Here is a 14,967-nt window from a genome sequence, read left to right on the forward strand (position 1 = left end):
TTAGTAGGGAGATGTATGTAGGAAGACAGAATGTTTTGTAAAAGAATGTTCTATCTTTAGATAAAGATTATAGAGGATTGTTGTTAGTACGAAAGGTATAATTTTTCTTAAATTTTCTTTAGTTTGGATATAAAATGCTTCTAAATGCTAATAGAAGTCCGAATAGAAATGATTAAGTTTGTGTTTTTAAAAAAATAACAATATGATTTCTAATCGATATCGATTGAATGAAGTATTAGTACTGGGGTATAGGTTATTCTTAGCTTTCTTCTTTTACTTTATTGCTCGTACACTATTTTACTTTTATAATAGTGATTTATTAAATGTAGACTCTTTTGGTCAGTTTTTAGAATTAGCGTATCACGGTATCACGTTTGATAGGATGGCTATTTTTTATGTAAATATATTATTTATATTATTATCTATTCTGCCTTTATTTATCAATACAAAAAAAGGGTATCAGAAGGTCGTGTTTTACGCCTATATCATTCCTAACTTGATAGCGTATTCTACTAATTTTATTGATTTTATTTACTATAGATTTATTTATGCTCGTACTACTATAGCTGTTTTCGACAGTTTAGAACACGAGTCAAATAAGGGACAATTGTTTTTTAACTTCTTGGTTAATTATTGGCATGTTTTTCTTATTTGTATTGTACTATGTGTGCTATGGGTGTACTTGTATACCAAGGTGAAGTTTACTCGATTTTTGAAAGTTGAGGATAAGAAGTCTTATTGGTTATCTACTGTCTTGATTATTATTGTGACAGGAGTGGGCTTTGTGGCAGGAGTAAGAGGGGATCTGAAGAAAGCAACTAGACCATTGAATATTATAGATGCAAATCGACATGTAGAGAAACCAGAACATGCAGATATTGTATTAAATACTCCATTCGCTATCTTGAGAACAATCGGTAAGACTAGTTTTAAGAAAGTAGAATATATGGATGAAGCTACACTTAACCAAAATATAAGTGGGGTGAAGCAGTATCATACTAATGAACCTAGCACTCCTAATATAGTATTGTTTATCACAGAAAGTTATGGACGTGAGTATATAGGAGCTTTTAATAAAGATATGAATATTAAAAACTATAAGAGTTATACTCCTTTTATAGATTCGCTTTCTCAGCATAGTTTAATATTCCCTAATGCATTCGCTAATGGCTATAAGTCTATTCACGGTGTGTCATCTGTCATCGCGGGTATTCCTTCGTTTAAAGATGCATTTACATCATCGCCTTATCCGAAGCAGAAGATCGAATCACTAGTGTCTACACTGAAGTCTAAAGGATATGATACATCTTTCTTCCATGGTGCTCCTAACGGGTCTATGGGATTCTTAGGATTCGGTAATATCTTAGGGTATGATCACTACTATGGAAAGACAGAGTATAATAATGATGATGACTTCGATGGTACTTGGGGGATTTGGGACGAACCTTTCTTCCAATATATGCGCACTACATTAAATGAAAAGAAAGGACCTTTCTTTGCTACTATTTTTACCGTGTCTTCTCATGAGCCATTTAATATTCCTGCTCAGTATGAAGGGAAATTCCCTATAGGAGATGTGCCTATCCATAAGACAGTGGGATATACGGATTATGCTTTTAAGAAATTCTTTGAAGAGAGCAGTAAAGAACCATGGTTTAAGAATACAATTTTTATCATCACTGCGGATCATACTAATCAGATCGCCTATGATGAATATAAAGAGCTTGTTAATCGTACTGCAGTGCCTATACTTATCTATACACCAGATGAGAGATTAAAAGGAGTAGATAAGAGATTAGCTCAGCAGATAGATATTTATCCTACTGTACTAGATCTAATAGGGTATGATAAACCTTTTAGAAGCTGGGGAAGAAGTCTAGTTAATGATACAATAACGACTCCATATACGATTAATTATGGAGGTAATGAATACACTTACCAAGAAGGAAATTATATCGTAAGGTTTAATGGGAAAGAGGTGACAGGGTTCTTTGATATTAAAGATAAGGGATTAAAGAAAAATTTAATCGGTCAAAAGAATAAGGAAATGGAAAGACTCGAAATAAAGTGTAAAGCCTTTATTCAAGACTATTTCGAACGTATTATAGATAAGCGATTAGATAGATAAGTATTATAAATAGCACCTTAATCAAGGTGCTATTTTCTTTTTAAGAAACTTTTTTTATTAAAAGTTTTTAGGAGTAATTCTTTGTTTATGAAGTTATTTGATTGTTTTATCTAAAAATTTTGAAATTAAAAGAAGTATTAATCTTGTGTTAGTAATATTAATGTTGAGTTTAATACAAAACGTTATTGTAGCTAGTATTATTAAAAAATAATGCTGTTAGTCTATATGTGTTTATTTGGGTGAAATGATAGTGTTTAATTAGGTGTTTTTGTACAGGATGATGAATAAATTTATTAATTTAAATTAAAAGTGTAAGTTATTGGTATTGTGTGTTTATGTGAAAATTGTATTAAAAAAAAATGTAAATCTTAAACTTGCTTTAGATTAACTTTTTAGCGCTGAGTTTTGGTTAAATTTGCCCAACTTTTTTTAAATATAAACCTTACAATTCTATGACTTCTAATAAATTTAGAGCCTATGAAGTAAAAGTGATGTTGTATAGATTATTTCTTGCTTTTGTTTTTTACTTTATTGCTCGATTGTTATTTTATTTTTATAACGCAGATTTATTAAGCATTGATTCCGTTGGACAATTTTTATCACTATCTTTTTACGCCTTATCATTTGATAGTGCATCTATATTCTATATGAGTATTTTGTTCATCTTATTATCAATAGCTCCTGTTTTTATAAATACCAAACCTAATTATCAGAAAGTTGTTTTCTTTGCTTATTTCATTCCTAATTTACTAGCTTATGCTACTAACTTTGTAGACCTTATTTACTATAGATTTATCCAGTCTAGAACCACCGTAGCTGTGATGGATAGTTTAGAACATGAGTCTAATAAAGCAACGTTATTGTTTAACTTTCTATTTAGTTATTGGCATGCTTTAGTTTTGTTTCTTATATGTTCTGCTTTGTGGATTTATTTATATACTAGAGTTAAAATAAAACCTGTCAAAAGAGAAGAATCTACTAGTCGCTATTATATATCTACTGCTTTTATAGTAGTAATTTCAGTAGTTGGTGTAGTCTCTGGTATAAGAGGAGGTGTGACTAAGAAAACTAGACCAATAAATATAGTAGATGCCAATCGACATACTACTAAGCCAGAGCATGGGGATGTAGTCTTAAATACTCCGTTCACAATCTTAAGAACGATAGGGAAGAGTAGTTATAAGGAAGTGAACTATATGGATAAAAAGACATTAGAAAAATACATTAATGATGTAAAACAATATAATGTCAATGAACCAAGTACTCCTAATATCGTATTATTCATAACGGAGAGTTTTGGACGTGAGTATATTGGAGCCTTTAATGAAGGGACAGATATTCCAAACTATAAGAGCTACACTCCTTTTATAGATTCTTTGGCTAAGCATAGTTTGATATATCCTAATGCCTTTGCTAATGGGTATAAATCGATTCATGCTATTCCTTCTATTCTAGCAGGTATTCCTTCTTTTAAGGATGCTTTTACTTCTTCTCCATTCCCTAACCAGAAGATAGAATCTGTAGTGTCTATATTGAATAGTCAGGGGTATGATACTTCTTTCTTTCATGGTGCGGTGAATGGTTCAATGGGATTTTTAGGATTTGGAAATATATTAGGGTATGATCATTACTACGGAATGACTGAGTATGATAATGATGATGATTTTGATGGTACATGGGGGATCTGGGACGAACCTTTCTTTCAGTTTATGAGTAAAACATTAAACGAGAAGAAAGAACCTTTTTTCGCAACATTGTTTTCAGTATCTTCACATGAGCCTTTTAGAATACCAGAACAGCATATAGGGAAATTTCCCAAAGGTAATCTTGAGATACATGGACCTATAGGTTATACTGATTATGCGTTTAAGCGTTTTTTTGAAGAGAGTAGTAAAGAACCATGGTTTAAGAATACTATTTTTATTATCACAGCGGACCATACTAATCAGATTTATTATGATAAGTATAAGGAATTAGTAAATAGAACTGCTATTCCTATTATGATTTATACGCCTGATGAGAGGTTAAAAGGGGTAGATAATCGATTGGCACAACAAATGGATATATATCCTACTATTTTAGACTTAATCGGTTATGATCAACCTTTTAGAAGTTGGGGGAGTAGTTTACTTAACGATACTACAAGCGATCGTTTTACAGTAAGTTATGGAGCTAACGAAATAACTTATCAAACAGGTAATTATATTGTCCGATTTAATGGAATTAAAGTAACGGGCTTTTATGATATAAAAGATAAAGGGCTTACTAAAAACTTGATTAAGGAGAAGAATAAAGAAATGGAAGAGGCAGAAATGAAGTGTAAGGCTTTCGTCCAAGATTATTTTGATCATATTATCAATAGAAAGTTATCTGATATATAGAGGTGTTTTCTCTAAAGAGTAAAGGTTCACAGTTAAATCTGTGAACCTTTTTTATTTTACTCTGTAAAGTCGTTTTCGATTAATAATTCTTTAGCCTTATCTAAGTCTTCTTCATCGACTAAGATATGTACTGCTCTGTCAAGTGTTCCTGCTCCTATTCCGATAGCTGATTGTATATCATCTCTAATTATGTAGGGAATATTATTTTCATCTAAGAGATTTCTTACTGCGAGAACGATAATCTCACTGCCAGCAAATAATTTTTTGTGACTCATAACCTTCTGTATTTGTTCTTTTCTAAATTATGACTTTTTTAATTAAGAGAGTAAAAAAGATAAGTTAAAATCAAAATGAATTAGCCTATAAGTTTTTTTATTACTCTAAAAAGGAGTATCTTAATAAAAGAATTATAAAACAAAAAATATCTTATAAATGATAAATTATAAGTAAAAGAGAAGAGGTTTCATTAAACTGAATGATTATGAAAATAGAGGAGACAAAGGCATTTAGTCAATTGAGTAGTATAGCGCAATCAATTGTCAACAAGAGTACTTCCAAAAAACAGATTTCAGATGCTGTGATGATTGTGAAGAATATAGGTTTCGAAAAATGGAGTAGTATTACAGACCTACCTATTATGTGGCATCAGATAGTAAAGGAACTGGCTGTATAAATAATAGAATAGATGAAGTAGAAAAGATCTTATCCTATCAGGATGAAGATCTTTTTTCATTTATACAACAATAATAACTTCGAAATATAATTGTAATTTTATTTCAAATTTAAAATAGAGTATGAATATTGTTTATTTGGTTTTTGGTAATAAGATGAGTTATTATCAACAAGTTTTTTTCTCTATATATACCGTATTGGCTTATAAAGGAGCAAGTGATAATATTATTGTATTGACTGAAGAACCTTCTCTGTTTAATCAATTAAAGGGAAGAATAACGGTAGAATCTTTAGATAAGGATCTTGTTAAAGATTGGTTAGGGAAGTACCAATATATGTTTAGAGTAAAAATAAAGGCATTAGAGTATATCGTTCGGCAGTATCCAGAGAAAGATTTATTGTACCTAGATGTAGATACTTTTGTTTATAATTCATTAACACCTCTAAGAGATAAACTAGAACAAGGAACAAGTATTATGCATATAGATGAAGGGCAGCTCAATAAATTTACTACGAAAACAGGAAAGAGATTTTGGAAAGAATTGAAAGGTAATACTTATGGAGGAATTCTTATTACAGAAGATACCTGTATGTGGAATGCTGGTGTTCTAGGAGTGTCAAAAAGTAACTTTTCAAGTATTTCACTAGCTTTAGATATAACAGATCAGATGTGTCAAGCAGGTATTAAAGCATTTACAAAAGAGCAACTTGCTTTTTCTTTAGCTTTTAATTCTACTGGAGATATGACACCTGCAGATCATATTATTGGTCATTATTGGGGAAATAAAGAACAATGGGATGATTTTATATCTGATTGGTTAAAAAAAGCATTTATGCATAATTATACAGTAGATGAAGTGATCGCTAATGTTAGAAGTATTCCTCTGGATCAAATACCTTACTACCTTAAACACTCTAATACTTTAAAGCGTCTATCTAGAAAGTTACAAAATATCTTTCAACCTAAAAATCCACAATTTATAAAGAAGTAAAATTTTTTATAATCACTTGATTTTGTAATAAAAGTATTTGTTTATTTAAACTTATATCGACTTGTTATTGTTAATTTTGTTAATAAATTGATTTGTTTAAATGAATAAGGTTAATTATTATAGAGTGTTAGGAGTTAATCCTACCGTATCAGAGGAAGAGCTTAAGCGTGCTTTTCAGTCTTTATATGAGCGTTATAGTCCAGATAAGAATCCGAGTAGTTTATTCTATAAGACGATGTTCGAACAACTGAATGAAGCTTATGCTACATTAGGAGATAGAGAAAAGAGAGAAAAGTATAATATAGCGAATGGCTATGAGGTACCTGTCTATTCTAGACCTGAGGATAAACAAGAAATCTCTAAAAAGAAAGAAAAGATGGTAGATACAGGAAGTAATAATGCCTATATTTTCTTATTTGTGGTTATTGGTATTATCGTTGTTTTAGGAGGGTATTTAGTTTACTATACATTTAATGAGAGTGAAGATACAGAGATTAAAGAAACAGTGATTGTTGAGCAAGAATTGCCAAAACCTAAAGCGACTATAAAGAAAGTAGAAGTGAAGCCTGTAGAGGTAAGAAGAGAGGTTTGTACTGCCGAAAAAAAAGAAAAGGAGCATCAACATACAGAAAGTGTGAAAGAAATACCTGTAACTGATAAGGCAAAAGAAGTAAAAAAGGAAATCTCTGTAGAAAAGAAGGTAGAGGCAACTAAAGTAAGTAAAGAAGAAAAGCTTACTAAACCAAGTTCTAAAACAGATAATCTGAATGATGAGTTTCAAACAAAGAAAGCGTTTAAAATAGGAGCGAGTAAGAATGATGTATGGGCTGTACAAGGAGATCCTACAGATATAAAAGAACAAGGTGATATCGAGACATGGTATTATGGGAAAAGTAAGATTAGATTTAAAAATGGAAAGGTTATAGATAGTACAAGTTTTTAATTGGTACTTAAAACCCTATTTACTACCTTTTATTTTTAAACAAAAGGTACTCAATAAAGGTGTTTAGAATGTTTTTTTATATAAGTTGTTGTTTTTGTTGGTATTAGTAGATGTTATAAAGTATTGTTTTTCGTGTTAAAATTCAACGGTTTTAGTTTTTTAACTAGTAAGGTTTATAAATTTATGTAATTAAATTACAATCAAAATTTATAATTATGACAATAAAACAGACCTATTTTTATCACCCAACTAGTTATGAAACAAATGAGTGTGTAATAGCTTCTTTTGAACAAAGAAATATTCCAATGCAAAGAATTCAACAGAGTCTTGGAAGGAAAAAAAGATTTATTCTAGATCGAAATTCTACAGAAACAACACTTACTATGGCTACCAAAGCTGCAAAAGGAGCATTAAAAGAATGTGGTTTGCATATTGAAGATATTGATGTTATTGCTTTAGTTTCTGCTACACCAGAGCTTTTAGTACCATCAGCTTCTATCAAGTTGCACCAAATGTTGAATGCAAAGAAGAAAACTATGTGTTTTGATTTAAATGCCAATTGCATTGGAGCATTTATAGCGTTAGATCAGTTGACTAAATATTTGCAATGTACTCCTAACATGCAGAGAGCATTAATTGTATGTGCAGAGAATCTATGTCGTATAGTAGATAATAATAATCCGATTACAGCATTTTGTTTTTCTGATTCTGCTTTTGCTTTTATTCTTGATAAGGATGGAGAAAGTATAGGACTTAAGGATGTAATGTATCATACAGATAGTGATATTGCTGATACAGTGTCTTATCCGCCAGCTGGCTTTTCTCAGTTTAAGAATGAAGATGTATTAGTATGGGATCGCTCCTTTGACGGAATGGGAAGTGTGGACTTCATAAAGAAAGAACTATTATTATTTTTAGAGAGAAATAAAATGAGTGTAGAAGATATAGATTTGTTTATGTTTTCTCAGTTTATTATAAAAATGTACAATTAATCAAAGAGTATTTTAATTTAGGTGATGATAAAGTGCCTTTTTATTCTCATGAATTAGGATATACTGGTTCGTCAAGTCCTTTTTTAGCATTAGATCAATATCAGCGAAGAGTAAGGAAGATTAAACAAGGAGAGCAGATTTTGTTTTGGACACTAGGTGCTGGTTATGAAGCAGGATTAATGCTTTGGGAATACTAATTAAAAGTATACGCAATAAAAAACACCCTAAGTCATCTAGACTTAGGGTGTTTTCATTTTATAACTATTCACTAACTAATCCGAAATGTTATTGTTGGTTTCTGAAGACCAACTCGTTGTTAAACGAGTCTAACAAGATCATACTATCTGCTTTCACATTACCAGATAAGATTTCTTTAGACAAGCGGTTCAATACTTCTTTTTGTACAACGCGTTTTACAGGACGTGCACCGAACTCTGGGTCAAAACCTTTAGTTGCTAAGAATTCTTTAGCTTCCGCAGTAGCTTCCATATGTATGTTTTGTTGAGCAAGCATTTTGAATACACTTTGTAGTTGTATATCTACAATCTGTAAGATATTGTTTTTGCTCAATGGAGTAAACATCACTACTTCATCTATACGGTTTAAGAACTCAGGACGCACTTGTTGTTTCAATTCGTTTAGTACTTCCACTTTAGCATCTTCAGAAGCCTGCTCCATATTCGTAGCATTCTCAAACTTCTCTTGGATGATATGACTACCCATATTAGAAGTCATGATGATGATTGTGTTTTTAAAGTCAGCTAAACGTCCTTTATTGTCTGTTAGACGTCCTTCATCTAAAACTTGAAGTAAGATATTAAATGTATCAGGGTGTGCTTTCTCAATCTCATCTAATAACACTACTGAGTAAGGTTTTCTACGTACAGCTTCTGTTAATTGACCACCTTCATCATATCCTACGTATCCTGGAGGCGCTCCTACTAATCTACTTACACTGTGTCTTTCACCATATTCACTCATATCAATACGAGTCATAGCATTTTCATCGTCAAATAGATATTCAGCTAATGCTTTTGCCAACTCTGTTTTACCAACCCCAGTAGTACCTAAGAATAGGAATGAACCAATTGGTTTTTTAGGGTCTTGTAATCCAGCGCGACTTCTGCGTACTGCATCACTAATCGCTTCAATTGCTTCTTCTTGACCTACTACACGTTTGTGTAACTCATCTTCTAAGTGAAGTAGTTTTTCTCTTTCACTTTGAAGCATTTTAGTAACAGGTACACCAGTCCATTTCGCTACTACTTCAGCGATATCATCACTTGTAACTTCTTCTTTAATTAGCGATTGACCATTTTGGTTTTCGTCTAATTGTTTTTGTGCTTTCTCAAGTTCTTCTTGAGCATCTTTTATCTTACCATATCTAAGCTCAGCTACTTTTCCATAGTCACCATCGCGTTCTGCTTTTTCTGCTTCCAGCTTATAAGTTTCTATTTCTTGTTTGATAGCTTGTACCTTATCTACAACCTCTTTTTCAGATTGCCATTTAGTATAGATATCGTTTCTTTCTTCTTTTAAGTTAGCAACTTCTAAACCAAGAGATTTAAGTTTATCTTCATCATTCTCACGTTTAATTGCTTCAATCTCAATTTCTAACTGCATAATCTTACGATCTAATACGTCTAGTTCTTCTGGTTTAGAGTTGATCTCCATTCTCAGTTTAGCCGCAGCTTCATCCATAAGGTCAATTGCCTTGTCTGGTAAGAAACGGTTAGTGATATAACGCTCAGATAGATTAACAGCAGCTATAATAGCCTCGTCTTTTATACGTACTTTGTGGTGAGCTTCATACTTCTCTTTAATACCACGTAAGATAGAGATAGCACTTTCAGTATCAGGTTCATCTACCATTACTTTTTGAAAACGACGCTCTAAAGCTTTGTCTTTCTCAAAGTATTTTTGGTATTCATCTAGTGTTGTTGCCCCAATAGAACGCAATTCTCCACGTGCTAACGCAGGTTTTAAGATATTAGCTGCATCCATAGCTCCATCACCACCACCTGCACCTACAAGTGTGTGAATCTCATCAATGAATAAGATGATGTTTCCTTCAGCAGAAGTTACTTCTTTTACTACTGATTTTAGACGCTCTTCAAATTCACCTTTGTACTTCGCACCTGCAATTAATGCTCCCATATCTAATGAGAAGATTTGCTTGTCTTTTAGATTTTCAGGTACGTCTTGTTGTACGATACGGTGCGCTAATCCTTCAGCAATAGCTGTTTTACCAACCCCTGGCTCTCCGATAAGCATTGGGTTGTTTTTAGTACGACGGCTCAAGATTTGTAACACACGTCTGATTTCTTCGTCACGACCAATTACAGGATCCAGCTTACCTTCGTTAGCTAATTGCGTTAAGTTATTCGCATATTTATTTAAAGAGTTGTAAGTTTCTTCTGCAGAGGCAGAAGTTACTCTTGCTCCATTTCTGATTTCGTTAATTGCAGCTTCAAGTTGTTTTTCTGTAACACCTTGATCTTTTAAGATCTGAGCTACTTTGCTTTTTGATTTAAAGATTGCTAAGATTAAATGCTCAATAGATACATACTCATCTTTCATCTTTGTAGCGATAGCTTGAGCTTCAGTGATAGCAGTACCTGCCTCTCTAGATAAGCCTAATTGTCCTCCAGCTACTTTCGGAAAGTTAGCTATCGTAGCATCTAATACAGATTTAAAAGTATCTACATTGATGTTTAGTTTCTTTAAGATAAATGGTGTCACATTTTCATCTACTTCCATAATAGCTTTAAAGATGTGCTCATTTTCTATTTGTTGTTGCCCTAAGCCTTGCACGATTACCTGTGCTTGTTGTAAGGCTTCTTGAGATTTTATTGTAAAATTATTTAAGTTCATATACTAAATCGTTTATTTGTTTGGATATATCGTAATAGACAAAAGGTGTTCCAATATTAAAATTAAGACTTTTTGGCAATATTTGAATTATTCGTATTAGTAAAAGATGTCAAAAAGTCATAAATTCGCTTAAGTAATGTAAAACACACTAACATTTTGTCTTATGAAATGGATCAATATAACAGAAAGTAGTCAAGTAAAAGACCTGATTGCTAATTCAAATGATAAAGCAGTAATTATATTTAAACACAGCCCTCGATGCCATATTAGTAAATTTGCATTAAGAAATTTTGAAGCAAGCTTTACTAATCCTACAGATGCAGATTGTTATCTAGTAGATGTAGTTAATAATAGACTTCAGTCTATGGAGGTAAAAGAAGAGCTAGAAGTACATCACGAGTCTCCACAACTAATCATTGTTTCTAAGGGAAAAGCGGTCTTTAATACTTCACATGAGAGTATAGATGGTGTTGATACAGAGAAATTACTGCTGAGACTATAGGATGAGTAGAACATTAGTTTATAGAACTGCTACTCTACAAGGGGTAAAGACACCAGGTATTATCCAGAATGGAGGATACCACTTTACACATTTTGATGTTTATGAAGATGGAAGGATAGCGGATTGGAACTTTGAAGATTTCGAACATTTTATTAAAGATGTACAGAAAGGATGGGTTGTCACTAATATACCTGACGGAGAGGAAATCTCCTGTTTTAATCTAGGATCTTGGAAAATAGATAAAGGACATTGGTATTATACACCTGAGACGTATCTTGAGTTTATAAAAAGTTTGGTATTAGAACTTAATCCTAATTGGACGAATATATATACTTATCAAGAGCGAAAAGTCAATGGCGTCACAGTAGGGGAGTCAGGAACAGGGACATTGTATAAAATAGATACGGTAAATGTGGATCACTTCTTTCCAACTAAAATAAAAGGAGAGAATCGCAGTCTATTTTATGTTTCAGAAGGGAAGTATTATTTAGTGCAATTATTACTTTTTAAAGATAAAACGATCTTAATTCACGGTTGTGGAGAAGAAAAAGTTTTAGACTTTGAACGTTTAAGGGCTTTGATAGATGAAGGTATTGTCTGTAGTACCATTCCTAATGGGGCTAAAGTGATAATAGAAAACCTTGGAGAATTTACAATAGTAGAGGAGTTTTATAGTAATGAGATTGAAGAGATATTCGTAGAATTAGAAGATGACTATAGACAGTTAAATGGAGAGAAATCTTTACTTCAGTTGTGTAGAGAGGCTTTAGAAGCTTATCAAGAGAATCCTACAGATGAATTAAAAGAAGCATTAAAAATAGCTTATGAACGTATCCCTGAACATATGCAGATGTATTTGGGAGATATGGACAGTAAAGATGGAGAGTATATAGATATTATATATGGACCTGAATATTGGGATCAATGGAATACAGATGAGGTAAAATAAAAAAGAGGCTTTCGGCCTCTTTTGTCATAAATACAGGGGGGACTTTCTTAATTAAATAGAAAGTGTATTGTAGTTGTTTTCATTTAACTGAAACATGTATTTATGCGCATTAGGTGTTCCGATAAAGTACAAAGGCAAGTCTTTCAATGTTACACCGTAAACGTTTAATGCAAATTCACATACTACTAATTTAATACCTGCTTTATTTGCAGCATCTAACTCAGCACGTAGTTCTTTATTGTTTAACTCTTGTACCATTTGCCCCATGATTACGATTTGGAAATCAGCTTTAGGATTAGCTTGTTTGATTTCACTTCCTGTCATTATAGAAGAGCGTAGGTTTTTTATAGATTGTACTAGAATAGCATATTTATCTCCTTTAGTATCTTGTTCATAAGCAACAATAGATGTTTCATTGTTTACTGTATTGTAGGCTACTGCTTGAGCACTTACGATAGAACATAAAGCGATGGCTAAAACTAATTTTCTCATTGTTTACTATATTATGGTTTATATATCAGCGAAAGTAGCAGATAGTGTAGACAGATGAAGTAACAATTGTTACACAACGATTAAATAATGAAAAAGTTATTCTTTCTTCTTTGTCAATTCATGTAGTATTCATATTAATGAGGCTTTCCAGTAAGAGCTCCCCATATATTGGACACAAATTCCTGAAGAAGTTAGTGTCGTCATCTTAAAATAGAGAGTCTGTAACTTATGTAACAATAGGTAAGATTATCGTTACCTATCTTTGAAGTACTAAATGATATAAGATGATTATTGCATATTTTAAGAAATGGACAGTGATGAGGTGGATTCGTCTAGGTCTAGGAGTATTACTTTTATTTCAAGCTTTAGATGCAGAATTGTGGATTTTGATGATTCCAGTTTTGTATTTGTTTTTACAAGCTTTCTTTAATTTTGGATGTAAAAATGACTCTTGTACTTGGAGATAAATGTGATTTTAGATATAACTTTTTGATTTGTAATTATTTATTGTCTGTGAGTTAGGAGTTGTAGGAAGCAAGAATATTTTTATTTTAGCAAGGTTTTAAAACTCGCAAATTATGAAGAAAAGACTGATGTCTATATTCGTATTTACGGCTATAGTTAGTTTAACTACAGCTTGTAAAGACAAACAAGAAGAATCTTCTACAACAGAAACTCCTATAGAGGAAACAACAACTTCTGTTAATGAAGGAGAAGAGGAACCTGCAGCTATAGTAGATGAGGCTGTAGTAGAAGGAGAGGAAGATTATTATGACCCTACAGTTTACCCAGCTTCTTTTAAGTTTAAACATGATTTAATTATGACAGGTGAGTATCATGAAGGAGAAATAGTAGATAACGTAAGTAGTAAGTCTTGGGTAGGATTAGTAAAGGAAACAGATGGTACATATAGCGTACATAAAGTAAATCCTACTACCAAATTAATACATGATGTAGTATTAGATGAGGCAGGAGAAATGACAGGGGTAAAAGTCTCTGCTAAGAGTGTGGGTGAAGTGGTGTTCATGACGAATGAAGGGGTATTAACTCAAGGTAGTAACCTAGAAACAGTCAATTTGCCTAAGACTATTTATCCAGGCGAGAGCAAAGATTTTATATTTAAGGGAAAAACCTATACTCTCTTTGCTAAAGGAGAAAAAGGAGCAGCCTATACTTACCAAAATGAAGAAGGAGAAGAGGTACAAGGGTATGAGATTAAAAAATACAGTTTATTCTTAAAAGTTAAGGGGCAAGATAAGGTAATCACTTTATTAGATTTATCAAGTTTAGAAGAAGCTACTCCAACAATCGACTTTGTAGGAGATTTAAATGGAGATGGAAATATTGACTTTCTAATCAATACTACTTATAATTATAATATGAGTAGATATACCTTGTATCTATCAGAAGGTAAATCGGGAGCAGTAACAGTAAAACCTGTTGCGGCTTTAGTGAATTTAGGATGTTAGTAAACAACCAATACAAATAAGAGAGGCTGTCCATGGACAGCCTCTCTTATTTGTATTTAGAATATTCTCTTTTAGTATGTACAATAGCGAGAATGATAATTTTCATTTTATCTTCCTCTACAATATAATGTATGTGATAAGGGAATTGTTTTAACTTATGTAAACGTACATTATTATAGACTATATAATTACTGAAAGGGTATAATATTATGTTCTCTTTTGCTTTTTGTAATTGTTGTATAAATTCTTTTGCAAGTTTGTGTGATATACTTTTGTAGTAATCAAAGGCAAATCTAATATCTTGTTCAACTAAAGAATTGTTTACCAATATATACACTATAGCTCTTTTTCAAATTTATTTAATAATTCTTCAAAGTCCATTAAGTCATCTGGATTGTTATGATAGTGTTCTAATCTAGAATCTATAAAATTTTTATGTTCTTGTGATATAGTATTACTTATGATTTCTGTGCTAATATTGTTATTGCAGAGAGTAACACAAGATCTGTTTTTGTTTTGATTTTCTTTGTGTTGAGTTTTCATAAGTATTGTGATTTTAATATCTTTTACAAA

The 14,967-nt window shown here is 32.0% G+C and carries 14 protein-coding genes and 1 pseudogene; 10 read left to right on the forward strand and 5 right to left on the reverse strand.

Annotated features, from left to right (window positions below; translation table 11 throughout):
• Window positions 1–202: 202 nt before the first annotated feature.
• Window positions 203–2,128, forward strand: coding sequence for an LTA synthase family protein (locus RT228_RS04740; protein WP_006259149.1), 1,926 nt, complete (start codon window positions 203–205; stop codon window positions 2,126–2,128).
• Window positions 2,129–2,580: 452 nt separating this feature from the next.
• The gene (locus tag RT228_RS04745; protein WP_006261009.1) at window positions 2,581–4,509 is read left to right on the forward strand and encodes an LTA synthase family protein; all 1,929 of its coding nucleotides are present in this window, start codon (window positions 2,581–2,583) and stop codon (window positions 4,507–4,509) included.
• Window positions 4,510–4,565: 56 nt separating this feature from the next.
• Here RT228_RS04745 and RT228_RS04750 read toward each other — a convergent pair whose 3' ends face one another.
• Window positions 4,566–4,784: a DUF2007 domain-containing protein gene (locus RT228_RS04750; protein WP_006259147.1), complete on the reverse strand. Its 219-nt coding sequence runs from the start codon at window positions 4,782–4,784 to the stop codon at window positions 4,566–4,568.
• Window positions 4,785–4,990: 206 nt separating this feature from the next.
• Between RT228_RS04750 and RT228_RS04755 the strand changes: the two genes are divergently transcribed.
• The 4 genes and pseudogenes from RT228_RS04755 (at window position 4,991) to RT228_RS04770 (ending at window position 8,305) form a co-directional block, all read left to right on the forward strand.
• Window positions 4,991–5,182: a hypothetical protein gene (locus RT228_RS04755; protein ID WP_006259146.1), complete on the forward strand. Its 192-nt coding sequence runs from the start codon at window positions 4,991–4,993 to the stop codon at window positions 5,180–5,182.
• A gap of 121 nt (window positions 5,183–5,303) precedes the next feature.
• On the forward strand, window positions 5,304–6,173 hold the full coding sequence (locus RT228_RS04760) for a hypothetical protein (RefSeq protein WP_006265137.1): 870 nt from the start codon (window positions 5,304–5,306) through the stop codon (window positions 6,171–6,173).
• A 100-nt stretch (window positions 6,174–6,273) separates the two neighbouring features.
• Window positions 6,274–7,116 (forward strand): J domain-containing protein, encoded by an 843-nt coding sequence (locus RT228_RS04765; protein WP_006259144.1) that lies wholly within the window; start codon window positions 6,274–6,276, stop codon window positions 7,114–7,116.
• A 215-nt stretch (window positions 7,117–7,331) separates the two neighbouring features.
• Window positions 7,332–8,305, forward strand: a pseudogene (locus RT228_RS04770) (3-oxoacyl-ACP synthase III family protein).
• Between the two features lie 88 nt (window positions 8,306–8,393).
• On the opposite strand, the gene clpB reads toward RT228_RS04770, so the two are convergent.
• On the reverse strand, window positions 8,394–10,982 hold the full coding sequence (gene clpB / locus RT228_RS04775) for an ATP-dependent chaperone ClpB (protein WP_006265138.1): 2,589 nt from the start codon (window positions 10,980–10,982) through the stop codon (window positions 8,394–8,396).
• 163 nt (window positions 10,983–11,145) lie between these two features.
• Between clpB and ytxJ the strand changes: the two genes are divergently transcribed.
• Window positions 11,146–11,484 carry a bacillithiol system redox-active protein YtxJ gene (gene ytxJ, locus RT228_RS04780; RefSeq protein ID WP_006263417.1) on the forward strand — a complete coding sequence of 113 codons (339 nt, stop codon included), beginning with the start codon at window positions 11,146–11,148 and terminating at the stop codon, window positions 11,482–11,484.
• A gap of 1 nt (window position 11,485) precedes the next feature.
• Window positions 11,486–12,433, forward strand: coding sequence for a hypothetical protein (locus RT228_RS04785; RefSeq protein ID WP_006259140.1), 948 nt, complete (start codon window positions 11,486–11,488; stop codon window positions 12,431–12,433).
• 51 nt (window positions 12,434–12,484) lie between these two features.
• Here the strand turns inward: RT228_RS04785 and RT228_RS04790 are convergent, their stop codons facing one another.
• The gene (locus tag RT228_RS04790) at window positions 12,485–12,925 is read right to left on the reverse strand and encodes a hypothetical protein (protein WP_006259139.1); all 441 of its coding nucleotides are present in this window, start codon (window positions 12,923–12,925) and stop codon (window positions 12,485–12,487) included.
• 284 nt (window positions 12,926–13,209) lie between these two features.
• Here RT228_RS04790 and RT228_RS04795 point away from each other — a divergent pair, with 284 nt between their 5' ends.
• Window positions 13,210–13,392 carry a hypothetical protein gene (locus RT228_RS04795; RefSeq protein WP_006259138.1) on the forward strand — a complete coding sequence of 61 codons (183 nt, stop codon included), beginning with the start codon at window positions 13,210–13,212 and terminating at the stop codon, window positions 13,390–13,392.
• Window positions 13,393–13,503: 111 nt separating this feature from the next.
• Window positions 13,504–14,394, forward strand: a complete 891-nt coding sequence (locus RT228_RS04800) for a hypothetical protein (RefSeq protein ID WP_006259137.1) — start codon at window positions 13,504–13,506, stop codon at window positions 14,392–14,394.
• A gap of 46 nt (window positions 14,395–14,440) precedes the next feature.
• Here RT228_RS04800 and RT228_RS04805 read toward each other — a convergent pair whose 3' ends face one another.
• Window positions 14,441–14,731 carry a type II toxin-antitoxin system RelE/ParE family toxin gene (locus RT228_RS04805; protein WP_006259136.1) on the reverse strand — a complete coding sequence of 97 codons (291 nt, stop codon included), beginning with the start codon at window positions 14,729–14,731 and terminating at the stop codon, window positions 14,441–14,443.
• Window positions 14,731–14,937 carry a hypothetical protein gene (locus tag RT228_RS04810; protein ID WP_006259135.1) on the reverse strand — a complete coding sequence of 69 codons (207 nt, stop codon included), beginning with the start codon at window positions 14,935–14,937 and terminating at the stop codon, window positions 14,731–14,733. Before RT228_RS04810 ends, RT228_RS04805 begins: the two co-directional genes overlap by 1 nt.
• Window positions 14,938–14,967: the final 30 nt, after the last annotated feature.

Origin of the sequence: Myroides sp. (genome assembly GCF_032073645.1) — a bacterium.
GTDB lineage: Bacteria > Bacteroidota > Bacteroidia > Flavobacteriales > Flavobacteriaceae > Flavobacterium > Flavobacterium odoratimimum.